The sequence below is a fragment of the Halovibrio salipaludis genome, assembly GCF_002286965.1.
GTDB lineage: Bacteria > Pseudomonadota > Gammaproteobacteria > Pseudomonadales > Oleiphilaceae > Halospina > Halospina salipaludis.
Genome location: NZ_NSKD01000001.1, coordinates 863,554 through 885,932 on the forward strand (window position 1 = coordinate 863,554; position 22,379 = coordinate 885,932).

Here is a 22,379-nt window from a genome sequence, read left to right on the forward strand (position 1 = left end):
CGAAGAACCAAACAAAACAAGGACCAAAGACAGGCCAAAGGGACTCCCCTGGCTGACAGAGAGGACAACTACCACCGAAGACGCAAGGGAAGGGGTCTATTAGGGAGGGGCGGCAGTGATCGCTACTGACCAGTCCGGTAAGCGGATGCGGCGCCCACAGCAGAAATTATCGAAGGAGGTCCTGCCGGGCATCACGCGTGTTCAGTGATGGCAACCTGAAACAGGTTCTGATCGTATTCAGGGATGCTTTTGGCACTAGGTTTGATGTTTCCGCCCCGCTTGAGGCCGTGACATTAGTACTGGTTACGAAATTTACCAGCTTCTTTCGCAATCACTGCCATGATGTTGTTGTTCCTAGCCTGATCGTGTGCATCAGGACTAAGGAGTTGGATCAACAGATAACAGTTTTTGTCACGAATACCCTGGCAGTAGACCAGGTGCTCATCACTGGTGCGATTAAACTGAAGGGCGCGTACTGGCCAGTAAGACGGATCCGCCAGATGGATGTGCCCGACCTCCTTCTGTCTCACCGGTGGGTAAGTATTGGGATGGTCGTAAAGGGCGTTGCGCCCGAAGGTAGAAGGTCGACCGGAATCTGACTTGTAGGCCTTGAAATCCTGAACAAGATCGTTGAGGTCTTGCTCAGGCAGGGTTTGACGAATAAGGCGAGAGGTAAAAACTCTCACTGACATTCAGTAAACTCACCCAAATCCGCATCGGTAGCATTCTCGGTGACTTGTGTCCCATGCTCACCAAGCTCTTTGAGCCGTTGGGCGGTGGGACGGAACCGCGCTTCGATAGCGTGCTCCTGCTCGTATTGTTTGATCACGTTCACTATGGCTTCGTAAGTCTCCGGGCCAATAAGATAGCCGGCAGGCCGGTTGTTGGACAGAACCGCTACAGGTTCATCCGTAAAGTATTCGGCCGGCTTGCTCCGCAGCTCACTGATGCCGACGGTTTTCTCCGCCAAGATGGTATGCATTGTCATCGCTCTGACCTCCATGGGCCACGATCATAATATCGTACAAAATTTTGCACGGAATCTGTTTAAAAGATAGGCATTCTGGTGTCTGGTGTCAATCTATACGATAGACATCCACCTTGCTTCTAGCGGCATTGTGTAACCTAGCCTCGACGCCAGCACCATCGACACGGTCCTCATCACCCACATGCATCCCGACCATGTCGGCGGGCTGATCGATGCCGACGATCAGCCCGTCCTCCCGCAGGCGAGGGTGCTGGTTCCGGCCGGCGAGCTCGACTACTGGCGCGGCGACATCCCGGAGGGCGCCTCCGAGGTCCTGCCGGGCATCACCCGTGTGCCGCTACCGGGCCACATGCCGGACCATTCCGGCTACCGCATCGTCTCCGGCGAGGACCGGATCCTGATCTGGACGGACATCGTGCATCTGCCCGGCATCCAGTTCCCGCGCCCCGAGGCCACGGTAGCCTTCGACGTCGACCCACCCCAGGCCGCCACCACCCGCCGCCGCATCATGGCCGAACTGCCCGAATCCCGGGAGCTGGTCGGCGGGCATCATCTGGACTTTCCGGGAATCGGGTATGTGGCCGAGGACGGGGATGGGTTTCGGTTTTTGCCGCATGTTTGGAGGCCGGCGGTTTAAGCATGACCTATTGTTTGCACCCCCAAACCGGATAATGGAGTTGTTGCTGACAATTAAAGCGACTCATTATCGTAAAGTGAATTACGGGCGAGCATCTTAGCGCTTCTGATTGCGCGCTCCTGCATCAGAGGCCAGCTTTGCGTAACACCCTCATGTATTAACATCAATTCGTCCCGGGCCGATGCCAGGCCGGTCGCTTGGACCATGCCATCAGCTACCTCCGTCTTGTGTCGTTCAAGCATCGTTCGAATAACCGTGTTGTCAGGGTGTGCGGCCACAGCGCTGTGAAACAGGCACCCCTGGGGCGCGTTAGCGGCCATCCAGCTGCCAATCCGGTCTAACATTTCTTCGAGTGCATCCTGCGGCTCTTCAGATAATCCCTCGAGCAGGTGGGAAAGATAGCGCGTATGACGATGGTTCAGCGCGGTCAGAACCATGTCTTCACGCGAAGGGCAGTACTTGTACAGGGTGCGAAGACTCACTTGCGTCGCTTCACGCAACCCATCTACCCCGATCTCCGCAAAGCCATGCTCAGCGAACGCGCACTCGAGCCCGGTTGCAATTTTTTCCTGTGTATTCGTCATGTTTGACATGGTAGAACGATCGATCTACTTTGGCAAGTAGAGCGATCGTTTTACTTTGAGGTGATTTATGCCTTTGCCATTACGCATCACTGCCACGCCGTTGCTTGAGACGGGGCTCGTCATAGCGTGGAGCTCAGGGTTTATTGGCGGAACGCTTGCGTCGATGACGTCGTCGATTTTTCTGGTGCTGTTCTGGCGGTTTTTCTTAGCTGCTCTGGTACTTATTCCGCTGGCTTTACCTCAGTTGAGGCGAATGAAACCGCGCGACATGGGGCTGCACGGAGTAATCGGGGGCTTTGCAATGTTTGGCTATCTCGCCACCATGATTGCAGCCATTGATCTCGGTGTGCCGCCGGGAACAGCTGCATTGATCGCTGCCTTGCAGCCACTGGCTACTGCGGCTTTGTCAGGTACTGTGCTGGGTGAGCGTGTTTTTCTCAGGCAGTGGGTTGGGCTAGCAGTTGGGTTTGTCGGCGTGTCGATCTCTGTTGCAGGTGGGCTGGACCAGGCCCCGCTTGGTGGCTATGGGTTAGCCCTAGTGAGCATGGCATGCATTGTAGCGGCGACACTGATTGCCAAAGCTAAAGCAGGTGCGACACCGCTGCTTCCCGCACTAACAGTTCAGTGTGCCGTGTCTGCAACTCTGTTTCTGCCGCTAGCTGCTCTTGATGGCGGATTGCTACCTGATATGACGCCAGCCTTCGGTTATGCAGTCCTTTGGTTCATTATGTTTTCAACGCTCGCGGCGTACGGACTCTACTGGGCCAACCTGGCACGTACCTCCACCACACGCGTATCCAGCCTGATCTATCTGACACCGCCGGTAACCACGGTCTGGGCATTTATGATGTTTGGCGAACCAATTACGCTTTCGATTGTTGCAGGCTTTCTCGTTAGCCTTGCGGGCGTTTGGCTGGCTAGGACGTCGCCTTCTGACAAGACAATCGCATGCGAAGAATCGACTGAAGAGGTGGCGGAGGTGTCATGTGATTTCTAATTTCGTTCTTCGTCACATACTTCGAGAACTTTCTCCGGGGGCGTTTCGCCCAACCCCTGCTCACTGAAAAGCTCGAACTCGCCAACCTGATCCAGCGCCTGGCTCTTGGTCCCCACATAGAAATCGCTGTAGTAGATGCGGCAGTCTTGCGAATGACCGTATTCCACAAGGTACTCGCCAAAGATATAGACTTGGTCATCGGATCGGTGTTCAGGAGTATCATCGAAGCTGGTTGTCCAGCGGCCATCAATGCTTTCCCGGAGTCCGTCATCCGACTCATAGAAGAACTTGTCACTTCTCACGCTACTGGGGGTGACGTCCGCCTGCGTGAGTAGCACGCCGTCTTCCGGGATGTCATAAACCGGGGCACCATCCTCATAGGTAGGGCGTTTGCCTTCAGGGACGTTGTACACGATGTAAAAGGTTCCCTGGTAGCCTTCAGGCAACAGGAAAATCTCGGACTTTTGTTCCTCGGCCGAACATCCTGTTGTCATCAGCGCTAAGAGGCTGCTGATGACGGTGAGGGTGCTTGTTGCAAAGGAGATTCGAGTGCTCATAGGTAGCCGTCCAGGTCAAAGAGATCGTCAAGATATTTTCCGAGTTGTTTGCGGAGATAGCCCAGTTCCTCATAGCCCGTGTAACGACCATTGTTAGGGCTGGTCGAGGCAAACTCGGCATTCCAGTCCGAGATGCTCTGGTAGGAATCCCTGCCTTTTTTCGAAAGGTTTGAGGAGAGAAGGTCAGCAATAGTCCCGCTGAAGCTGCCATCCTGCTTAATGGGAAGCCGGACAGCGGATGCGATCATTGGGTGGTTCGGGTTTCCTTTTAAGCTGAGCGGAGCGACGCCCTTACGAACGTGTATGCCAAGGAAAACGCGAGTACCTCCGGGGCCCACCACGAACGCCTCGCAATTGGGGAAACCGTCGCCTTTGATATAAGTGACAAGATCCACGTGGCGATTGTCCCGATCAACGTATGCCAGGATTTTGTAGTTGACGTTCAGCGTTGGCACATAAGTGAAGCCCAGCTTTTCTTTCATTTCTGTGGAGAGCGGCATGAGGTGGTTCTCCCCCTTATAACCGCCGTCGAGCCGAATACTCTTACCATTCGACTTCCTGGAGGGCGTGAAGAACTTACTTGTGATCCTGCCTTTCGGCTTTGCCACCTTGTCTTTGTATTCGTAGGGTTCGTCCGCCCACGGATGGTTGGAGGCGTCAGAACCAGTAAAAGGTTTTGGGTCCGCTTCGGATTTCGTGTTGACGGTAAAGCGGTGCCAGATGCGCGATGTTATAGACCGATTACTGCTGGGTTTGAGAGAAAAACGGCGGTTATCACCTTCAAAGTAAAGGCCGGACCATCCAAAGCTTTCTTTGGGATGAAACGATCGGATATTGAACTCGTACTCCCCGAGTTCGGCGGGACGCTGTGTGCCCATTGTGTCCTTCCTCTAGACGTGATGGATTTCCTTTTATCGAAGCAAGGCTAGAAATTAACAGTCGTAATCGTCAACTGAGCATCCTCACAATCCTGCTCAATGCCCAGGTGGAGGCCGGCCTCCCACTGGTCCAGTCAATTTCTGAAGAAGAGGCCAGGCCTTAGTTCACGAACGCAGCGATGACCTTGCGGACATGGGCGCGACCCCTTTGCTTGATGTCGATCTGTTCAGACATGGTTCACCTCCTTGTGATGGACTGAATAACGTCGTCGAACGAGCGCTCCGTCGCTTCCACCATCATGAAGAAGCGCTCGCTTTGTTCGTCGGCTATGTAGGCTGTGTTCCTGGTATCTGACAGGAACAGATAGGCATTGACGCCTTCCTGAATCTCAATGACCTGGTGCTCCTCCGCACCTTCAAATATGTCCCGGCGTGCCGAAAGGAAGTCCGGATTATCCGGTTTCTCCTCGCCGTAGACCGCTTTGACGAACTCAGAGGGCGCGAGGTCCTGCGGGAAGGAAGATGCCTGATAGTCGATAACGGAGAGCGTGATCCTGGAGTCATCCTTAAAGCGGACTGAGAGGCTGTCCTGGATGACACCCAGCTGGCTGATTTCGCCTTTGGGCAGGGTGACTGAGTGTTGCCAGATGCTGACGGGGATTCTGTTGGTGGTGTCATAACACCCCTGCAGCATAGGAGCCAATATTAACAGGAGGCAGATAACGGCAAGCGCTTTCCATTTCATGTGAGCTCATTCCTTTGAATGATCAGTGATTCAAAACACCGTTAACCGGGGTGATGGTAATGGGCGGCATGGCTGTGTCAATTCAGCGGGTAGGGCCTGGCCTTCGGTTTCGGCAGGTCTCTGCGTGCAGTATTTCCCCAATCTTTCCAGAGCGGTATTGTTGAGACTCAGGAGGTGTTGCGTGAATCAAGGTATCAGAGACTTGCCGATAGACGAACGTATTCAGCTCGTGGAAGACGTCTGGGACAGTATCGCTGAGGATCAGCAAAAGCTTCAATTGACTCAGACTCAGCGGGAAGAACTGGACCGCAGGCTGTCGGCTTATGAGCAGGACGGCCAGGCCGGAAATGACGCTGGAACAGTTCTCGAAGGGATACGCCGCAGACTATGAACTACTCTCCCTTGAGAACCATTGGCCAACACCGTCGCTGGAGCGTGGAAGCCAGGAAGGAGTGGATTGATGGGGACAGACAACGGCGACACGCTATGACGTAGCTGACCATCTCCGTACTCCCGAAGAGATGGCGGCCTATCTGGAAGCATGCTTTGAAGAAGCGAATGGCGATGCGGCTTTCATCGCCAAGGCGCTTGGCGATATCGCGAGGGCCAAGGTATATCGCCGGAGGAGAAAGCCTTCCAACTATGGGGCTCGCCATCGCAAAAGACCCTGACAAGCCTGAAAACTAGGAGTTTAGAGCGTGGGTTCTTTAAAGGGGACAGCATTAGGGCTTATTGGAGGGTGTCTGGCTATCGGGATCGCCTGGCTTGTGGACGCCACCTATTTTCACTTCCGTTATCAAAAAGCCATTGAGCAGCAAGTGCATGAGACCCGAAATGAGCCTTATGTCGAGTTCGGTTTAATCCTGGGCATCTTTCGCCTTGGCGGTTACGGCGTTGGGTTGCTGTTCCCTAGCGTGGCAAAGCGTAATGACTTCCATGAAATCGTGCAGGCGCTGCCTCTAAATCAGCGTTATCACCTGATCTTCCTGTTCATTGCAAATATGGCGATGGTCATTTCGGGCGTGCTTGCCTGGACGATGATTGAGTTCTTTAAGCTTTAAGTCGCTGCGAGGTACCTCTACAACACCAGCGCCTACCAATCAGGGGTCGAGTATTACCGGCTGATCTGGGCGCATCATCGAGCCGGTACCAGCGGGAATAATTAAAGAGGCTTGCCCTCGGTTTATGTTTCTCCTATTTTGCTAAGCATGGCTATACAAAATAGTGAAAAACTAAACCATCTAGGCCATTTGCTCCCCGAAGGCCTGCTGGTGGATGCTGCGTGGCTGGAGAAGCAGAGCTACTCGCGTGCGCTGCGTAGTCAGTATGTTGCTTCAGGGTGGTTGGAGCAGCCGGTACGAGGCGTGTTTCGCCGGCCACGAGGTGAGGTGAGTTGGGAGCAGGCGGTAATATCCCTCCAGACCTTGCTGGAATACCCTGTTTCAGTGGGCGGGCGTACCGCGCTGGAACTTCAGGGCTATGCCCATTATCTGCCTTACGCGCAGTTACAGGTTCATCTGTATTCGGACGCGAAACTCCCCGGATGGGTGTATAAACTGCCGATTGAACCGGAACTGGTGGTGCATAATCGGCAGCGGTTTCTCCCCGCCGTGGAGGTGCCTTCCTGGGCAACCTCTCTGACTGAGTCATCCGCTGGAGGCGGGAACGCCCTTCCGGGAGGTCTGAGGATCAGTCCCTGGGGGCACTGGAACTGGCCTTTGATTGTTTCCACGCCTGAGCGAGCTTTCCTGGAGTATCTGGATGAGTTGCCGAATCGGGCGACCTTCCATATGGCGGATACCTTCATGGAAGGGTTGGGCAACCTCCGCCCCCGACATCTGCAGCCCCTGTTGGAGGCCACCCGCAGTATCAAGGTGAAACGGCTGTTCTTTTTCTTTGCGGACCGGCAGCGCCACGCCTGGTTGAAATGGATTGATCGAAGCCGGATTGATCTGGGCTCCGGGAAGCGAATGCTGGTGAAGGGCGGAGTGCTGGACCCCGCATACCAGATCACCGTACCGGCTGAATTTGCCAGGGAGGAAGGCAATGGCATTTCACGATCAATATCGCCGTCAGGTTGAGTTACTGATTCGAGTCTTGCCCCATGTGGCTGAGGAAAGTTGTTTCGGACTCAAGGGCGGCACTGCGATCAATCTCTTTGTCAGGAATATGCCCCGGCTCTCGGTGGATATCGATCTGACCTATCTGCCTGTCGAATCATGGGGCCATTCTTTGGCTGAAATTGATGCGGCGCTGAAGCGCATTGAAACCCGTATCCGGTCTTCAGAGCCCGACGCTCGGATAACACACTCTTCACCCGCGAGGCAGGATGAAATCACCAAACTGGTCATCCGTTCGCGTGATGGTGTACAGGTTAAGGTAGAGGTTACTCCTGTTTTGAGGGGATCGGTCTACGAGGCCCAACGGATGCCCGTCTCAGAGAAGGTGGAGGATGACTTTGGGTTTGCGGACGCGCAGGTCCTTTCATTCGATGACCTTTACGCCGGGAAAATTCTTGCGGCCTTGGATCGCCAGCATCCAAGGGATCTCTTTGACGTTCACCATCTGCTTGCGACTGAAGGAATCAGCGACTCGCTACGCGCTGCGCTCGTCGTTTACCTGGTTAGTCACGACCATTCACCCCATTCCCTGCTCGACCCGGTCCGGAAGGATATCACTCAGGATTTCACGCAGACCTTTGCTGGTATGGCTGACGAAGAAATAGCGCTGGATCAGTTGCTTGAAGCCAGGGAGCGGGTAATTGCAGATGTGGTAAACAATATGCCGGACGTGCACAAACAGTTTCTTCGATCGTTCTATCAGCGTAAACCGGATTGGGATCTTCTTGGGCTTGAAGGGGTTGAAGTGCTTCCCGCTGTTCGGTGGCGTGAACTGAATTTGGATAGGTCCGGCCAGGGAACCTGTGCTGCGATATTGCGTAAGCTGGAAAGCGTTATTTAAATCCAGGATCAAGGCATTTGGGACAAGTACCTTAGTGCGACCACTTTCAAATAGCAGGAGGACAGGATGTCATCCACACCAATAGATCAGGGATATTTCCTCGCCAGCGATGAAGAACTGGACCGGCTGCAGGTTCAGGCCCATGTCTGGGAACCGGACGCGGAGATAATGCTGGACCGGGTTGGTGTCCGGTCGGGTTGGGACTGAGTCGATATGGGCTGAGCTTCTGGATCTTCTGGAGCGGACGTTTGCCCTGCGCGGTGATATCAATATCGGACGTAGAACCTTCCATATGCTGAAGGAGTGTGGTCTTGAGGATGTGCAGATTCGCACATCGGTTCAGGCGCTACAGGACCGGCACCCCTACATGCGCATGCCGCTCATCGGGGCCCGTGCCATGCGTGAGCGGATGCTCCAGGCGGGCCTGACCAGCGAGAAGGAGCTCGACCATCTGATTCAGGCCGTAGAAGAGGCTGTTAACGATCCGGACCGGGTGCAGGTTACCTTTACCCTGGTACAGGTCTGGGGCGTGGTGGGTGAAGCTAAAACGGATACAGACTTATAGGGACTCGTTGTGATGTCAAAGGATGAAGACTTCTCGTTCCAGCCAGAAGCGTTGTCGAGGGCGCTGTCATTGCTTTCAGAATACGCTGCGGAACAAGCCAGTGTGGTCCCGGAGCCCCCCTCGTTCCGTCTGTCGGAGGGACTTCCTGCTGAGGGCATTGGAGGAATTGCTGCCCTCGAGAACCTGGCGGGTGATTTTTTCCCTTCAGCAGCCCGGCTCGGCCATCCCGGCTACTTCGCACACATGGATCCGCCGACACCCTGGTTTACCTGGGTTGGGGCGCTCTGGGCAGCTTCCTGCAATCAGAACCTGCTGCACACCGATACGGGAAAGGGGGCGCGCGAGCTCGAAGAGAAAGTCGTAGCCTCGCTTTCCAGCTCTTTTGGTATGAACGGTGGGCATCTGGTTCCCGGTTCAACCCTGGCAAACATAACCGCGCTCTGGGCAGCGCGTGAACTCAGGGGAATACGGAATGTTGTCGTCAGTGACATGGCGCACCTCAGCATTCGCAAGGCGGCGTCCCTGCTCAATCTGAATCTGTATGAAGTGCCCACGAACAGTCAGCATCAGTTGCAGCCCGAGGCTGTTGCTGATGTTGAGATGGACGAGACGGCGGTGGTTCTGATGGCGGGGACGGTTGCTGCCGGTGCTATTGATCCTCTGGATGCCTTTCCTGAAGCAGCGTGGCGTCATGTGGATGCGGCTTGGGGTGGGCCGCTCCGCCTCACCCGATACGCGGGGCTTTTGGATGGCGTCGAGGCGGCGGATTCTGTCTCAATGTCGGCTCATAAATGGCTTTTTCAGCCCAAGGACAGTGCCATTGTGATGTTCCGTCGGCCTGACGAGGCTCACGACGCAATCAGTTTTGGGGGTGGGTATCTTGCCGTCCCGAATGTAGGGTTACTTGGTTCGCACGGTTCCACTGCGCTGCCTTTGGCTGCAACGCTTCTGGCCTGGGGGCGTCAGGGGATTGCGGCACGGATAGAGCACTGCATGCAGTTGGCGGAGAGGCTCGCAGCCCGTATTGATGAGGAGCCTGCTCTGGAGCTTTTCGGGAGTCCGGTAACGGGCGTTGTGCTCTGGCGGCCACGTAACGAGTCTCCGTCTGCGGTGCGCGAGCGGATGGAGGGAGCGTTTGTCTCACTGACTCAGATTGGGGGCGAGAGCTGGTTTCGTTCGGTGGCAGCTAACCCACAGGCTGACCCGGATCGTGTCGTGGACAGCGCTCTTTCCGCTTTGCGTCGAGGACCATAATCGAATCCATAAGGTTTAACAGGGGACGGGGTTGAATTCACCCGCGCTCCCTCGCATGTCTACGGTACGACGCATTCACAGCGCCGCCTTTGCTCCAACTGATTTTCGAGGCAATAGGAGGAAGAATGGAAACGCGGGCATTCGGCAACACAGACATTCAGGTTACGCCCGTGGGGCTCGGCACCTGGGCCATCGGTGGCTGGATGTGGGGTGGAACGGACGAGGCCCAGTCCATCGATACCATCCACAGGGCCATCGACAAGGGGATTGGTCTGGTCGATACGGCACCCGTTTACGGTTTCGGGCGCTCCGAGGAGATTGTGGGCAAGGCGTTGGCCGATGGTCGTCGGGATCAGGTGGCGCTGGCCACGAAAGTCGCCCTGAACTGGAACGATGATCACGACAAGGTCTGGCGGGATGCGAGTGCGTCGCGCATTGAACAGGAAGTGGACGATTCCCTGAGGCGTCTTCAGACGGACAGGATCGACATTTACCAGGTCCATTGGCCGGATCCGGAGACGCCCATGGAAGAGACCGCCCGGGCGCTGGAAAAGCTCTACCGGGCCGGGAAAATCCGCGCCATTGGTGTCAGCAACTTCACGCCCGCGCAGATGGACGAGCTGCAGAAGACCGTGCCGCTGCACAGCCTGCAGCCCCCCTATAACCTGTTTGAGCGGGACATTGAGCAGGAGACTCTTCCCTATTGCCGGGAAAACGGCATTGCGACCATTACTTACGGCGCCCTGTGCCGGGGCCTGCTGACGGGCAAGATGCGGGAGGATACGCAGTTCACCGGTGACGACCTGCGTAAGAACGATCCCAAGTTCCAGGGTGAACGCTATCGCCAGTACCTGAATGCCGTGGCGGAGCTGGACCGGTTCGCCCGGGAGCGGTATCAGAAAAATGTCCTCGCGCTGGCCCTTCGCTGGCTTGTGGATCAGCCGGGTGTGACAACGGCGCTCTGGGGCGCAAGGCGGCCGGAACAGCTGGACCCGGTCGGTGAGATTGACGGCTGGTCACTGGATGGTGAGGCGATGGCCGCAATCGATGACATTCTGGCCCGTTGCATTGATGATCCCGTCGGGCCCGAATTCATGGCGCCTCCGGCTCGGTAATGGGGTGTCTTCTTTGGCCGTCGCCAACAACCCGGCCTCTGCCTGGTTGAGGTTCCTGGCGCGGCCATTGGTATGGCACTGGTGGAGCAGGAAAACCTGTCCCGCCCCTGAGATCTGCTTTATCCTGCGCCACCATTCCATGAGCCAAGGAACCCACGTTGAGCCAGATGTCTTTTTCCACCCTTGGGCTGCAGCCGGCGCTGCTTGAGAGCCTGTCGTCGCTGGGCTACGAGACCATGACGCCGATCCAGGCGCAGAGCCTGCCGCCCATCCTGGCGGGGCAGGACGTCATTGGTCAGGGTAAGACCGGGTCCGGAAAGACCGCTGCCTTTGGTCTTGGGCTGTTGAACCGGCTCAATGCCGAGCGCTTTCAGGTTCAGGCCCTGGTGCTTTGCCCCACGCGGGAGCTGGCGGATCAGGTTGCGCGGGAGATCCGCCGGCTTGCCCGGGCGACGGCCAACGTGAAGGTGCTGACCCTTTGCGGTGGCACGCCCATTGGGCCGCAGATCGGCTCGCTGGAGCACGGCGCCCACATCATCGTAGGCACGCCCGGGCGGATCGAGGATCACCTGCGCAAGCGCACCCTCGATCTGGGCCGACTGGAAACCCTGGTGCTGGATGAAGCGGACCGGATGTTCGACATGGGGTTCGAGTCCGCCCTTGAGGCGGTTTTCGGGAGTGTTCCGGGCAAGCGCCAGAACCTGCTGTTCAGCGCCACCTTCCCGGATGCGATCCAGACCGTCGCGGAACGCCACATGCACAACCCGGTTCGCGTCCAGGTGGAAGAAAGCCACGACGACAGCAGTATCCGCCAGCACTTCATCCGCCTTCAGGATGAGCAGCAACGCATGACCGCGTTGCGCCTGCTCCTGCTGCAGCTCCGACCGGCCTCCGCCGTGGTCTTCTGCAATACCAAACGCGATACCCGGGAGCTGGCGGATGAGCTCTGCCGGCACGGCTTTGACGCCCTGGCCCTGCACGGGGATCTGGACCAGAAGGAACGCGACCAGACCCTGGTGCGCTTCGCGAACCAGAGTGCCTCGATCCTGGTGGCCACGGACGTGGCGGCCCGGGGGCTGGACATTGACGCGCTGGACGCGGTGTTCAACTACCACATCGCCCGCGACAGCGACGCCCACACGCACCGCATCGGCCGCACGGGCCGTGCCGGGGAGCAGGGCAGCGCCTACACCTTGTATACCGGGAAAGAGAGCCATAAGGTGGCCCGGCTGGAGGCCGAACTGAACCTGAGCATTGAGCCCGAGTCACTGCCGCCGTCTGAACGGCTTGAGGAGCGCGCCTACAAGGCGCCGATGGTGACGCTGCAGATTGATGGCGGCCGGAAGCAGAAGGTCCGCCCCGGCGATGTGCTCGGGGCCCTTACCGGCGACAAGGGGATTGCCGGTAACCAGGTCGGCAAGATCGATATTGCCGAGAACTGGGCCTATGTGGCCGTGGCACGCGAGGCGGCCAAACCCGCCCTGCAGAAACTGCGTGACGGGAAGCTGAAAGGGCGTTCCTTCCGGGTCAGGGCCCTTTAATCCCCAGCTGTTTGTTCACGTTATCCCGGATCGCCCGGTACCGCTCAGGGTCATTGATCAGCGTTGCCAGGTTGTCTTCGGGGAAGATCTCCCGGCGCTTCTTCTGGGCCTGTTCCGTGCTGACCGCTGAGGGCAGCATCTGCTCAAGACAGCGCAGCATCACCTCTGGAGAAACCGAGGCGCCAGGCGAGGCCCCCAGAAGCGTGCCGTAGGTGTGATCCTCGGAAACCACGATCTCGGTCCCCATCTGCAGATCGCCGTCCTTGATGATCTGTACCCGCTGGCCCGCCTGGATGGGTTTCCAGTCGAACTTTTTGCTCATGCCGGGGGCAAACTTCTCCAGTTCCTCGAACATGCTCCTGCTGCCCTTGAAGGACTCGGAAAGCAGGTACTTCACCAGCGAGAAGTGCTCCATGGCCACCGAAAGGAGGCTCGGGAGGTCATGGACACGCAGGGCACGCACGTAATCGATGAAGCCACGACCCTTTTCGAGAATCGGGTTGAAGGAGGCGAAGGGCCCGAACAACAGGTAGTGCTTGCCATCCACCACCCGCAGGTCCAGGTGCGGAACGGACATGGGTGGCGCGCCGACTTTCGCCTTGCCGTAGGTTTTGGCGGTGTAGTGTTTGGCCTCTTCGGCACTGATCTCGGCCTGCAGGAAGCGTCCGCCCACCGGGAATCCCGCGAAGCGGCTGCGGAAGGGCAGGTGGCTTTTCTTCATCAGCGGGAATGCGCCACCGCCGGCACCGACGAACAGCACGTCAGCCCTGTACTGCACCGGCTGTCCCTGGCGATCTGCTTCAATGAGCCAGGTCCCCGAGGGGCTGCGGTGTGCCCGCTTCACGTGAACGCCGTGTTCGATGGTCACGCCCAGATTCTGAACCAGATGTGCCGCAATCTGGTTGGTCAGGGCCCCGAAATTGATATCCGTGCCGGTCTCCACCACTGTGGCCGCCATTTTTTCGTGACGGGGCCGCTCTTCCATGGTGTAGGGAATCCAGCTCTTGATTTCGTCGAAGTCCTCTGAGTAGCGCATCTGTTCAAAGAAATGATGCGAGGACATCTCCTGGTAGCGCCGATGTAACAGATCAATCGCCTCGGAGGGCACGATGGTGCAGTGCTTGGTCTGATTGATGAAGCTTCTGGGATCCTCGACGACGCCCTGTTTCACCAGGTAAGCCCAGTACTGCTTGGCCACATTGAACTGGGCATGGATCTTCAGGGCTTTATCAACCGAGATGACCTCTTCATCCACCGGGGTGTAGTTGAGCTCGCAGTTCGCTTCGTGCCCAGTCCCGGCGTTATTGAAGGCGGCCGAGTTACCCGCCCCGACACTGTCCAGTCGTTCCAGGATGGTGATGTCGAGTTCCGGGGCCATTTCCTTTGCCAGGGCGGCAAAAGTGGTTCCCATGATCCCCGCGCCGATGACGACTACGTTCATAATATCTATCCGTCCGCGTATCCGGTGGCGCGTGGCGCCACCCGGTTTCCAGAATGAATCTAACACGGCCATGGTATGCCGTGAATGGAGGTTTTGAGCGCCCGCGTCAGGGGGCGAGCGTCAGGGTCAATCCCTGGTCGGGGTTGATGCGCCCTTCCAGGGTATCCTCATACGCTTGGGCGACGGCCTCAGCGCCGCGCACGTCACGGATCGTCATCCAGCCTTCCATGGACGCTACCAAAGGCGCCCAGAGGCCTGCAAAACGCTGCATGAGCGCGGCTGTGCCGTATTCCCCGGCGGCCTGTTCCCAGTATTTGGGCGCGAAGAACAGCTCCGGTTTGGGGCCGGGCAGGCCCTTGCCACCACCGCGCTGGTCCCAATGGGAGGCGCCCACCAGTGAGCTGAACTGCAGCTGATCGCTGAAGTGCTCATGCAGGCGGCCAAGCACCTGGCCGTTGCCGGCGAAGTCCACGGAGACGCTGGCCTGGTCCGCATCCAGCGTCTCCAGTTCATCATAGGGCACCACCCGGTCGTAATAGCCCAGCCGGCGCACGAATCCGGCATGGCCGGGGGAGGTCAGGGCGGTCAGGACCCTGGGCCCGCCGCGCGTCTCACGCTGGTGGTTGAGCATGAAGGCCAGCCCCAGCGCTGTCTTGCTGGAGGCACTGGTCAGGATCACCTGTTCCGCCTCAAAAAAGGTCTGCCAGGCCAGGAAGTCGTCCAGCAGGAAGGAGGTGACCAGAAGCGGGCGCAGCAGCATCTGGAAGGCTTCGTGTTCCGGCCGGTAGGCCGGGTCGTTGGCGGTGAACACGTACTGGTTGTAGATGCCCGGAAGGTCCTGGCGATGGGCGGCGACGTCGGTGAAGCCACTCTTGCTGACCCGCCCCGGCTGGACCCTGAGCTGGCGTGCCATGGGCAGGTAACCGTAAATCCGTGTGCCTTCCGTCACGTCCGGATGCCGTGATGCGGCCACATCGGCGAAGCCCCAGACCGGGATCTGGCCCCAGGGCTTCTCGACGGGGAAGAAATCCCAGTAGTGAAAGGCATCGCCCAGGGCGGCGTAGGTGATGTTGTTGGCGGTGAAGGAGAACCGGTCAATGGCCAGCAGCACCTCGCCCTCGGCCAGGTCCCCGGGCTGGATGGGATTCTGTTCCAGAACACTGTGTTCGTGGAGGTTCTCGCGGTTGACCACAAAGGTGGTGTTGGAGGAAACGGTCATTGTTGGCACCTTCATGGGGCAGTGGGTGAGCAGTCCAGTGTCATATCACCAAGCCTACGCGTATTGGCACGCTGGTCCCAATTCAGTTTTTTATGGCGTGGCATGAGAGTGGCTGATTGCTTCCGGAAAGGTTGCCCGGAGAAGGGAAGGAATTGGATAGTGGGAGGTTCCCGCGCGACAATCGTTGCTTGCTGCGTTATGTTGTTGCTTTCCCTGATCCGTTGATCGAGTGTTCGCAGAGCGCCATGTATAACGATTTCTTCGGGTTCCGCGAGTCGCCGTTCACCATCGCGCCCGACCCCCGCTATCTCTATCTCAGCGAGCGTCACAAGGAGGCGCTGGCGCATCTTCTGTATGGGGTTTCCGGGCAGGGCGGTTTCGTGGTGCTGACGGGGGAAGTGGGAACCGGGAAGACGACCCTGTGCCGGCGGTTCCTGGAAGAGATTCCGGAGAACGTGGACATCGCCCTGGTGTTCAATCCGAAGGTCAGTGCGCGGGAGCTTTTGGCCACCATTGGTCGTGAGCTTGGCCTTCCGGAAGTCAGCCGGCACTCGACCATGGAGATGATCAACCAGCTCAACGACTATCTGCTCAAGGCCCACGCCGAGGGCCGGCATACGCTGGTGGTGATCGATGAGGCCCAGAACCTCTCGGCGGACGTTCTGGAGCAGGTGCGACTGCTGACGAACCTGGAAACCTCGGAGAAGAAACTGGTCCAGATCGCCCTGCTGGGGCAGCCGGAACTGGCGACCCTGCTGGACAGCCCCCGTCTCCGCCAGCTTTCCCAGCGGATCACGGCGCGCTACCACCTGGATCAGCTGAGCCGCAGGGAGACCTTTAACTACATCGCCTACCGCCTGTCCGTAGCGGGCCAGAAAGGCACGATCTTCAGCCGGCGCGCGCTGGCGGCGGTCTACCGGCGCAGCCACGGCATTCCCCGGCTGATCAATCTGATCTGCGACCGCAGTCTGCTGGGCGCCTATACCCGCGATTCCCTGACGGTGAATGCGGCCACCGTTCGCCGAGCGGCGCGGGAGGTCCGAGGTGATGAGCGCGCGGGGCGCCCCAGCCTGAACTGGCTCCGGCGGAGCGCTGCCCAGCTCAGACTGGGGCTGGGTGTGTTTGTACTGACGGTGGCCGCGGGCGTGGTCACGTTGATGCTCTCAGAGGGGGTGACCGAGAGCCCGCCGGCCGTGGCCTCCAGTGCCGGGGGTTGGGTGCCTTCGCTTGCGCTGACGGTTGAGGAGGATGCTGCCGCCGAAGGGCGTGTCGAGCGTGACGCCGGCCCTGGAGCGGGTTCCGGGGCGCCCCTGTCCCTTGGGTCGCTGAGCCCTGAGGCCTCCCGGACCCAGGCCTATGAAGCACTCTTCAGTGCCTGGGGGCATGACTACCGTGCCGGCGAACACGGGCAGGCCTGTGACTGGGCGCAGACACGGGGACTGGGGTGTCTGCACCGCCAGGGCAACTGGACCCGGCTGCGGACTCTGGACCGGCCCGCGGTGCTGGAGCTGATCAACCGTAAGGGCGATGTCATTTCCGCCGCGTTACTGGCCATGGAGAAGGACCGGGCCCGGCTGGCGGTTGGCGGCGAAGCGCGATGGGTCTCCCGCGATACGGTTGAATCGGTCTGGTTCGGTGACTATTCACTGCTCTGGCGCCTGCCTCCCTGGCAGTCGCGTCTGATCGAGCCGGGCACCACAAGGGACCGGGGGCTGTGGTTGCATCAGGCCCTGAGTCAGGCGGAGGAGGTGCTGTCCCTTGAGGTCGGGGCGTCGGGTGATGAAACGGAGCCGCGTATCAAAGCGTTCCAGCGCCGGGAGGGTCTGCGCAGCGATGGGGTTGTCGGGCCTCTGACGCTCATCCGCCTGAATCACTACATGGGGCGTTCCGTTCCGACGCTTTCCAGTGCATCATCCGATCCGTTGTCAGGCTGAGGCAGTCCCATGTCCTATATCCTGGATGCCCTGAAAAAATCCGAAGCCGAGCGTTCCAACACGGATCCGGCTGAGTCCGGTCACCGGGTATCCTTCGCGTCCACGCCAGGCCAGCAGCGCGAACTCTGGCCCTATCTGCTGGCGTTGGCACTGATGGCCAACGCCGCCGTGGTGGGATACCTGGTCTGGCCTGAATCCGCTCCCGAAGACGAGGCCGTGGTGCCTGAGCATGTGGCGCCGGTACAGAGCCCCCGCCCCGCCGAAGAGACAACAGCAAAGACCGCCCCGGAGCCCCCGGGGCAGGAGAGCGTGCAGGAGGAGACCATGACGTCTGAAACAGCTGCTGCTCCGGTTGTCTCCAGAGAGCAACCAACGAAGTCCTCCATGGAATCGACCGCCCCCTCCTCCGAGGTTCCTGACCAGAACCCGCCAGATAACGACCCCTCCGCGGACCGCAAGGCGGATGCCCCGGAGGAAGAGGTGCCATCGATCCATGACATGCCCCGCTCGGTCCAGCAGCGCGTGCCGGAGATGACGTTCAACGGCCACGTCTGGTCCTCCAGGCCCTCCTCCCGGAGCGTGATGATCAATAACCGGCTGCTGCGCGAAGGTGGCCGCTTTCAGGGGTTGGTCATCCAGGAAATCACCACCGCTGGCGTGGTCTTCCGGCTGGATGGGCACGTCTTCGAGATCGATATCGTGAGGGACTGGCAGGGCGGCTCCTGAGGCGTTACTGCCGGCGGCTTTTCGGGCCGGCCTACTTGCGGATCGCTGGATCCTTGGCGCACTCTGGCAGTCCATTCCCCTTCTGGAGTTCCTCCATGCGCGTTTTCGCCAACCCGGTCGGTGCCGGCTCGCTCTGGTTCGATAATCTCACCACGGCGGATGGGACACCTGTGGCCTATGATCCTCAGGCCCGGGCCTTCCTGCCGATGCCGCCGTTCTGCGTGAACCGGGATCGGATCGGGTGCAACTGGATCGCACCGGAGGAGGGGGCGTTCTGTCGTTCCTGTGCCATGACGGCGTTGGCGCCGGATCCATCGATTCCCGATGCGGTCCCGAACTGGGCGCAGACTGAGGCTGCCAAGCGCTGGGTGCTGGACAACCTGGGGCGCTGGCACTGGTTCCGCCCGGAGGACCCGGGCGCGCGGCCGGTGTTCCACATGCTGGCGGAAGGGCCGACCCCGGCGCCGATGGGGCACGCGGAAGGCGTGGTGACCATCAGCGTGGCGGAGGTTGATCCGGTCCTGGTGACCACGCGCCGGGAGGCGCTGGACGAGCCCTACCGCACCATGATCGGTCATATGCGCCATGAGATCGCCCACATGCTGTGGTGGCGGCTGAGTCTGCGCGAGGATTTCCTCGACGCATTCCGGGCCATGTTCGGTGACGAACGCATCGATTACCCGGCCTCCCTTCAGTATCACTACGAGAATGGCCCGCCGGCGGAGTGGAAGCAGTACTACCTCACCAGCTATGCCTCCGCCCACCCGCACGAGGACTGGGCGGAAACCGCGGCGCATCTGCTGCATCTGACGGACATCGCGGACAGTTTCGTGGCGACCGGGCTCTCCTCGCCGCAGATTCCCCATCCCGGCTGGGATCCGTACTCGGAGCCGGACGCGGAGCGTCTGATCCACATCGCCGCGTCGCTCACGGTGGGGGTCAATCACGTGAACCGTTCCATGGGGCTTTCGGACATCTACCCCTTCGTGCTCTCGGATCACGCCCGCCAGAAGATGGCCTTCGTGCACAACTGGCTGCGTCGTGGCGCCCAGGGGCTCTGAAGGCAGTGTCCTTCGGCCTCCAATAATTGTTACTGTATCGCGCCTGAGGGCGCGATCACCCGCCAAGCTTCTGCACCCGCTCCACCCAACAACCCGGTACCGTTCATGGAAATCAAGGTCAACTTCCTCGAAAACCGCCGTCTTGAGGCGAAATTCGACGATTTCAGCGTAATATCCGACCAGCCCGCCCGTTACAAGGGTGACGGCTCAGCCCCCGGTCCCTTTGATTTCTTCCTGGCGTCCTCGGCGCTGTGTGCCGCCCATTTCATCCGGGTCTACTGCCTGGCGCGTGATATTCCCACCGAGAAGATCCGCCTGTCCCAGAACAACATCGTGGATCCGGAGGATCGCTACAGCCAGATCTTCCGGATCCAGGTGGAGCTGCCGGAGGATCTGTCCGAGAAGGACCGCAAGGGCATCCTTCGCTCCGCGGAGCGGTGCACCGTGAAACGGGTGGTGCAGAACGACCCCACCTTTGAGATCGAGGCCGTGGACAATCTGGACGAGGACGCCCAGGCGCTGCTGACCATCCAGCCGGACGGGGAGCGGACCCGCATCCCGGGCAAGGACCTGCCCCTGGAGGACACCATTGCCAACATCACCGGCATCCTGGAACAGCTGGGCATGCAGATCGAGGTGGGCTCCTGGCGCAACGTCGTTCCCAACGTCTGGTCCCTGCATATCCGGGATGCCGCCTCGCCCATGTGCTTCACCAACGGCAAGGGGGCCACCAAGGAAAGCGCTCTCTGCTCAGCGCTGGGGGAGTTCATTGAGCGGCTGAGCTGCAACTTCTTCTACAACGACTTCTACTGGGGCGAGGCGATTGCCGGCAGTGACTTCGTGCACCGCCCGGATGAACGCTGGTTCCCGCTGCGCTCCGATGACCGCCTGCCGGAAGGCCTTCTGGACGAGCACTGCCGCGCCATCTATGACCCCGATGGCGAGCTCTGCGGTTCCCACCTGATCGATACCAACTCCGGGCGGCGTGACCGGGGTATTGTGGCCATGCCTTTCGTGCGCCAGTCGGATGGCGAGACGGTGTACTTCCCGTCCAACCTGATCGAGAACCTGTTCCTGAGCAACGGCATGAGCGCCGGCAACACCCGCCATGAGGCCCAGGTCCAGTGCCTGTCCGAGATCCTGGAGCGGGCGGTGAAAAAGGAGATCATCGAACAGGAGATGGCGCTGCCGGAAATCCCCCAGGAGGTGCTCGCGAAGTACCCGCACATCCAGGAAGGCATTGAGGCGCTGGAGGCCCGGGGCTTTCCGGTTGTGGTCAGGGATGCCTCGCTGGGCGGCCGCTACCCGGTAGCCTGCGTCACGCTGATGAACCCCCAGACCTGTGGCGTCTTTGCCTCCTTCGGTGCGCACCCCAGCTTCGAGGTGGCCCTGGAACGCAGTCTGACGGAACTGCTCCAGGGTCGCAGCCTTGAAGGCATGGATGACCTGCCGTTGCCGACCTTCAATTCCATGGCCGTCACCGAGCCCAACAACTTCGTGGAACACTTCATCGATTCCAGTGGCGTGGTGTCCTGGCGCTTTTTCAGTGCCCGCTCGGATTACGCGTTCTGCGAATGGGATTTCTCCGGGACCAGCGGGGAAGAAGCCGACCACCTCTTTGGCATCCTCCGGGACATGGGCAAGGAAGTGTACGTGGCCATGTACGAGGAGCTTGGGCTGCCCGCGTGCCGGATCCTTGTGCCGGACTATTCCGAGATCTACCCGGTGGAGGACCTGGTCTGGGACAACACCAACATGGCGCTGGATTTCCGCGAGGATATCCTGAACCTGCACCGGTTGCAGGACGACCAGCTGCGGGCGCTGGTGGAGCGCCTGGATGACAGCGACATTGATATCTATACCGGCATCGGCACCCTGATCGGGGTGATGTTCGATGAGCACAGTGTCTGGGGGCAGCTCACCATTCTGGAGCTCAAGCTGTTGATCCATCTGGCGCTGCAGGAGCATGAGGAGGCGCTGGATCTGGTGGAGATGTTCCTCCAGTTCAACGACAACCACGTCACCCGCAACCTGTTCTTCCGGGCGGTCCAGGCGGTGCTGGAAATCACCCTGGATGATGAGCTGTCACTGGCGGATTACCGGTACAACCTCGGGCGGATGTTTGGCGAGGACACCATGGCGGCGGCGGTTGGCTCGGTGGACGGCAGCGTCCGCTTCCACGGGCTGACGCCAACGGACACGCAGCTGGAAGGCCTGGAAAAACACCAGCGGATGCTGGAAAGCTATCGCAAGCTGCACGCGGCCCGGGCCAGCGGCGGTATTCAGCCCCGCGTCAGCCAGCCAGGTGCTGCCCAAGGCTCTGCCACAGCCCAACGCCACTGATGGTCAGCAGCACGCCACCCAGCACCCGGTAGAAGATCGGCGTCTCCGCTTTCAGGATGCGGTCGTGCGCGTAGAGCCCGAGCACGTGGCCGAGTGCGGCGCAGGGCAGGAGCCAGGTGTGGTGGATCAGCTGGAGATCCACCCCGGCGTAGATGAACGCGGCCATCTTGATGGTGACCAGGATGAACCAGAGCGCGAACAGCGTATCGCGCAGTTGATGGCGCTCAAGATGCTGCGCGGCCACCGCGATGATCAGCGGCGCACCGATCAGCGAGGTACCGCTGATGTAGCCGCCCAGCACCAGGAACACCACATCCAGGGTCCGGCTGTTGCTCCGGAAGGGGCGGTTGAGCAGGTAGGACAGCGAGTAGACTGAGACAATCCCGAAAATAATCAGGCTCATGATCGTATTGGGCAGGGTGATCAGCCCCAGGACCCCGATGATCTTGGGCACGATCATGATCGCAAGGATCCGGCCCAGGTAACGCCAGTTCACTGTGCCTCCGTGGCTCTCCGGCGCGTTAAGGGCAGCGGCCCGGTTGTTCCGGGCGATGGTCAGGGAGGCGAAGACCAGTAGCTGCACGGAGATGATCGGCAGGAAGACCAGCGGCTCATTGTGGACCAGCAGCAGGAAGGGGAGTGAGAGCACGGCTCCGCCGAAGCCCAGCCCGGACCGGACGAACCCGCTCCAGACGAAGATCAGCGCGATCAGCCCGTACTGCAGTGTGGTCAGCTCAGCCATGGCTCTCTCGGGTCAGGCAATGGGAAAGGGCGCATTGTAAAGAAAGATCGTGCTCAGTGGGGGCTGCAGCAGTGGACTATGATGCACGGGG

At 59.5% G+C, this 22,379-nt stretch carries 24 protein-coding genes and 1 pseudogene; 16 read left to right on the plus strand and 9 right to left on the minus strand.

What is annotated here, in order from left to right; all coding sequences use genetic code 11:
* Positions 1-293 precede the first annotated feature (293 nt).
* Positions 294-692: a type II toxin-antitoxin system YafO family toxin gene (locus CK501_RS04190; RefSeq protein WP_095616446.1), complete on the minus strand. Its 399-nt coding sequence runs from the start codon at positions 690-692 to the stop codon at positions 294-296.
* Positions 683-988, minus strand: a complete 306-nt coding sequence (gene yafN, locus CK501_RS04195; RefSeq protein ID WP_198949374.1) for a type I toxin-antitoxin system antitoxin YafN — start codon at positions 986-988, stop codon at positions 683-685. Before yafN ends, CK501_RS04190 begins: the two co-directional genes overlap by 10 nt.
* A gap of 157 nt (positions 989-1,145) precedes the next feature.
* Between yafN and CK501_RS04200 the strand changes: the two genes are divergently transcribed.
* Positions 1,146-1,625, plus strand: coding sequence for an MBL fold metallo-hydrolase (locus tag CK501_RS04200; protein ID WP_269844182.1), 480 nt, complete (start codon positions 1,146-1,148; stop codon positions 1,623-1,625).
* A 53-nt stretch (positions 1,626-1,678) separates the two neighbouring features.
* On the opposite strand, the gene CK501_RS04205 is transcribed toward CK501_RS04200, so the two are convergent.
* Positions 1,679-2,218 carry a TetR/AcrR family transcriptional regulator gene (locus CK501_RS04205; RefSeq protein WP_198949375.1) on the minus strand — a complete coding sequence of 180 codons (540 nt, stop codon included), beginning with the start codon at positions 2,216-2,218 and terminating at the stop codon, positions 1,679-1,681.
* Between the two features lie 58 nt (positions 2,219-2,276).
* Between CK501_RS04205 and CK501_RS04210 the strand changes: the two genes are divergently transcribed.
* Positions 2,277-3,206 carry a DMT family transporter gene (locus tag CK501_RS04210; RefSeq protein ID WP_095616449.1) on the plus strand — a complete coding sequence of 310 codons (930 nt, stop codon included), beginning with the start codon at positions 2,277-2,279 and terminating at the stop codon, positions 3,204-3,206.
* Here the strand turns inward: CK501_RS04210 and CK501_RS04215 are convergent.
* The 3 genes from CK501_RS04215 to CK501_RS04225 form a co-directional block, all read right to left on the minus strand.
* Positions 3,203-3,763, minus strand: coding sequence for a DUF6843 domain-containing protein (locus tag CK501_RS04215; RefSeq protein ID WP_095616450.1), 561 nt, complete (start codon positions 3,761-3,763; stop codon positions 3,203-3,205). The genes CK501_RS04210 and CK501_RS04215 overlap by 4 nt on opposite strands.
* Positions 3,760-4,641 carry a hypothetical protein gene (locus CK501_RS04220; protein WP_095616451.1) on the minus strand — a complete coding sequence of 294 codons (882 nt, stop codon included), beginning with the start codon at positions 4,639-4,641 and terminating at the stop codon, positions 3,760-3,762. Before CK501_RS04220 ends, CK501_RS04215 begins: the two co-directional genes overlap by 4 nt.
* 238 nt (positions 4,642-4,879) lie before the next feature.
* Positions 4,880-5,386, minus strand: a complete 507-nt coding sequence (locus tag CK501_RS04225; RefSeq protein ID WP_095616452.1) for a hypothetical protein — start codon at positions 5,384-5,386, stop codon at positions 4,880-4,882.
* Positions 5,387-5,567: 181 nt separating this feature from the next.
* On the opposite strand from CK501_RS04225, the gene CK501_RS04230 reads away from it, so the two are divergent.
* From CK501_RS04230 to dbpA, 10 genes and pseudogenes are all read left to right on the plus strand, one after another.
* Entirely contained in the window at positions 5,568-5,777 is a 210-nt protein-coding gene (locus CK501_RS04230) for an addiction module protein (RefSeq protein WP_095616453.1), read from the plus strand.
* 100 nt (positions 5,778-5,877) lie between these two features.
* A pseudogene (locus tag CK501_RS17150) lies at positions 5,878-6,057 on the plus strand (helix-turn-helix domain-containing transcriptional regulator); the annotation flags it as partial.
* 27 nt (positions 6,058-6,084) lie between these two features.
* Complete coding sequence (locus CK501_RS04240) at positions 6,085-6,447, plus strand: hypothetical protein (RefSeq protein WP_095616454.1); 363 nt, start codon at positions 6,085-6,087, stop codon at positions 6,445-6,447.
* 111 nt (positions 6,448-6,558) lie between these two features.
* Positions 6,559-7,467 (plus strand): type IV toxin-antitoxin system AbiEi family antitoxin domain-containing protein, encoded by a 909-nt coding sequence (locus CK501_RS04245; protein WP_198949376.1) that lies wholly within the window; start codon positions 6,559-6,561, stop codon positions 7,465-7,467.
* Positions 7,433-8,347: a nucleotidyl transferase AbiEii/AbiGii toxin family protein gene (locus tag CK501_RS04250; protein WP_095616455.1), complete on the plus strand. Its 915-nt coding sequence runs from the start codon at positions 7,433-7,435 to the stop codon at positions 8,345-8,347. The genes CK501_RS04245 and CK501_RS04250 overlap by 35 nt, the downstream gene beginning before the upstream one ends.
* 66 nt (positions 8,348-8,413) lie before the next feature.
* Complete coding sequence (locus tag CK501_RS16815; RefSeq protein WP_158223038.1) at positions 8,414-8,554, plus strand: hypothetical protein; 141 nt, start codon at positions 8,414-8,416, stop codon at positions 8,552-8,554.
* Complete coding sequence (locus tag CK501_RS04255) at positions 8,532-8,912, plus strand: methyltransferase domain-containing protein (RefSeq protein WP_095616456.1); 381 nt, start codon at positions 8,532-8,534, stop codon at positions 8,910-8,912. Before CK501_RS16815 ends, CK501_RS04255 begins: the two co-directional genes overlap by 23 nt.
* Before the next feature lie 12 nt (positions 8,913-8,924).
* Positions 8,925-10,166, plus strand: coding sequence for a pyridoxal phosphate-dependent decarboxylase family protein (locus CK501_RS04260; RefSeq protein ID WP_095616457.1), 1,242 nt, complete (start codon positions 8,925-8,927; stop codon positions 10,164-10,166).
* Between the two features lie 125 nt (positions 10,167-10,291).
* A complete protein-coding gene (locus tag CK501_RS04265; RefSeq protein ID WP_095616458.1) occupies positions 10,292-11,281 on the plus strand; it encodes an aldo/keto reductase in 990 nt (329 codons plus the stop codon).
* A 158-nt stretch (positions 11,282-11,439) separates the two neighbouring features.
* Positions 11,440-12,822 (plus strand): ATP-dependent RNA helicase DbpA, encoded by a 1,383-nt coding sequence (gene dbpA / locus CK501_RS04270; protein WP_095616459.1) that lies wholly within the window; start codon positions 11,440-11,442, stop codon positions 12,820-12,822.
* Here the strand turns inward: dbpA and CK501_RS04275 are convergent.
* Both CK501_RS04275 and CK501_RS04280 read right to left on the minus strand, forming a co-directional pair.
* Positions 12,809-14,263 carry a malate:quinone oxidoreductase gene (locus CK501_RS04275; RefSeq protein ID WP_095616460.1) on the minus strand — a complete coding sequence of 485 codons (1,455 nt, stop codon included), beginning with the start codon at positions 14,261-14,263 and terminating at the stop codon, positions 12,809-12,811. The genes dbpA and CK501_RS04275 overlap by 14 nt on opposite strands.
* A gap of 106 nt (positions 14,264-14,369) precedes the next feature.
* Positions 14,370-15,482, minus strand: a complete 1,113-nt coding sequence (locus CK501_RS04280; RefSeq protein ID WP_158223039.1) for a DUF2855 family protein — start codon at positions 15,480-15,482, stop codon at positions 14,370-14,372.
* Between the two features lie 245 nt (positions 15,483-15,727).
* Here CK501_RS04280 and CK501_RS04285 point away from each other — a divergent pair, with 245 nt between their 5' ends.
* From CK501_RS04285 to CK501_RS04300, 4 genes are all read left to right on the plus strand, one after another.
* Positions 15,728-17,416: an ExeA family protein gene (locus CK501_RS04285; RefSeq protein ID WP_095616462.1), complete on the plus strand. Its 1,689-nt coding sequence runs from the start codon at positions 15,728-15,730 to the stop codon at positions 17,414-17,416.
* A gap of 9 nt (positions 17,417-17,425) precedes the next feature.
* Positions 17,426-18,142, plus strand: a complete 717-nt coding sequence (locus CK501_RS04290; protein WP_095616463.1) for a general secretion pathway protein GspB — start codon at positions 17,426-17,428, stop codon at positions 18,140-18,142.
* A gap of 95 nt (positions 18,143-18,237) precedes the next feature.
* The gene (locus CK501_RS04295; protein WP_095616464.1) at positions 18,238-19,203 is read left to right on the plus strand and encodes a zinc-binding metallopeptidase family protein; all 966 of its coding nucleotides are present in this window, start codon (positions 18,238-18,240) and stop codon (positions 19,201-19,203) included.
* A 105-nt stretch (positions 19,204-19,308) separates the two neighbouring features.
* Positions 19,309-21,546: an OsmC domain/YcaO domain-containing protein gene (locus tag CK501_RS04300; RefSeq protein WP_095616465.1), complete on the plus strand. Its 2,238-nt coding sequence runs from the start codon at positions 19,309-19,311 to the stop codon at positions 21,544-21,546.
* On the opposite strand, the gene CK501_RS04305 is transcribed toward CK501_RS04300, so the two are convergent.
* Positions 21,497-22,288: a sulfite exporter TauE/SafE family protein gene (locus CK501_RS04305; protein ID WP_095616466.1), complete on the minus strand. Its 792-nt coding sequence runs from the start codon at positions 22,286-22,288 to the stop codon at positions 21,497-21,499. The two genes, CK501_RS04300 and CK501_RS04305, sit on opposite strands and share 50 nt — an antisense overlap.
* Positions 22,289-22,379: the final 91 nt, after the last annotated feature.

Coding starts and splice junctions, on each gene's coding strand:
- CK501_RS04190 (WP_095616446.1), bottom strand. CDS start 692: ATGTCAGTGAGAGTTTTTACCTCTCGCCTTATTCGTCAAACCCTGCCT.
- CK501_RS16815 (WP_158223038.1), top strand. CDS start 8,414: ATGTCATCCACACCAATAGATCAGGGATATTTCCTCGCCAGCGATGAA.
- CK501_RS04220 (WP_095616451.1), bottom strand. CDS start 4,641: ATGGGCACACAGCGTCCCGCCGAACTCGGGGAGTACGAGTTCAATATC.
- CK501_RS04290 (WP_095616463.1), top strand. CDS start 17,426: ATGTCCTATATCCTGGATGCCCTGAAAAAATCCGAAGCCGAGCGTTCC.
- CK501_RS04300 (WP_095616465.1), top strand. CDS start 19,309: ATGGAAATCAAGGTCAACTTCCTCGAAAACCGCCGTCTTGAGGCGAAA.
- CK501_RS04275 (WP_095616460.1), bottom strand. CDS start 14,263: ATGAACGTAGTCGTCATCGGCGCGGGGATCATGGGAACCACTTTTGCC.
- CK501_RS04250 (WP_095616455.1), top strand. CDS start 7,433: ATGGCATTTCACGATCAATATCGCCGTCAGGTTGAGTTACTGATTCGA.
- CK501_RS04260 (WP_095616457.1), top strand. CDS start 8,925: ATGTCAAAGGATGAAGACTTCTCGTTCCAGCCAGAAGCGTTGTCGAGG.
- CK501_RS04285 (WP_095616462.1), top strand. CDS start 15,728: ATGTATAACGATTTCTTCGGGTTCCGCGAGTCGCCGTTCACCATCGCG.
- CK501_RS04215 (WP_095616450.1), bottom strand. CDS start 3,763: ATGAGCACTCGAATCTCCTTTGCAACAAGCACCCTCACCGTCATCAGC.
- CK501_RS04225 (WP_095616452.1), bottom strand. CDS start 5,386: ATGAAATGGAAAGCGCTTGCCGTTATCTGCCTCCTGTTAATATTGGCT.
- yafN (WP_198949374.1), bottom strand. CDS start 988: ATGACAATGCATACCATCTTGGCGGAGAAAACCGTCGGCATCAGTGAG.
- CK501_RS04295 (WP_095616464.1), top strand. CDS start 18,238: ATGCGCGTTTTCGCCAACCCGGTCGGTGCCGGCTCGCTCTGGTTCGAT.
- CK501_RS04210 (WP_095616449.1), top strand. CDS start 2,277: ATGCCTTTGCCATTACGCATCACTGCCACGCCGTTGCTTGAGACGGGG.
- CK501_RS04305 (WP_095616466.1), bottom strand. CDS start 22,288: ATGGCTGAGCTGACCACACTGCAGTACGGGCTGATCGCGCTGATCTTC.
- CK501_RS04205 (WP_198949375.1), bottom strand. CDS start 2,218: ATGTCAAACATGACGAATACACAGGAAAAAATTGCAACCGGGCTCGAG.
- CK501_RS04265 (WP_095616458.1), top strand. CDS start 10,292: ATGGAAACGCGGGCATTCGGCAACACAGACATTCAGGTTACGCCCGTG.
- CK501_RS04280 (WP_158223039.1), bottom strand. CDS start 15,482: ATGACCGTTTCCTCCAACACCACCTTTGTGGTCAACCGCGAGAACCTC.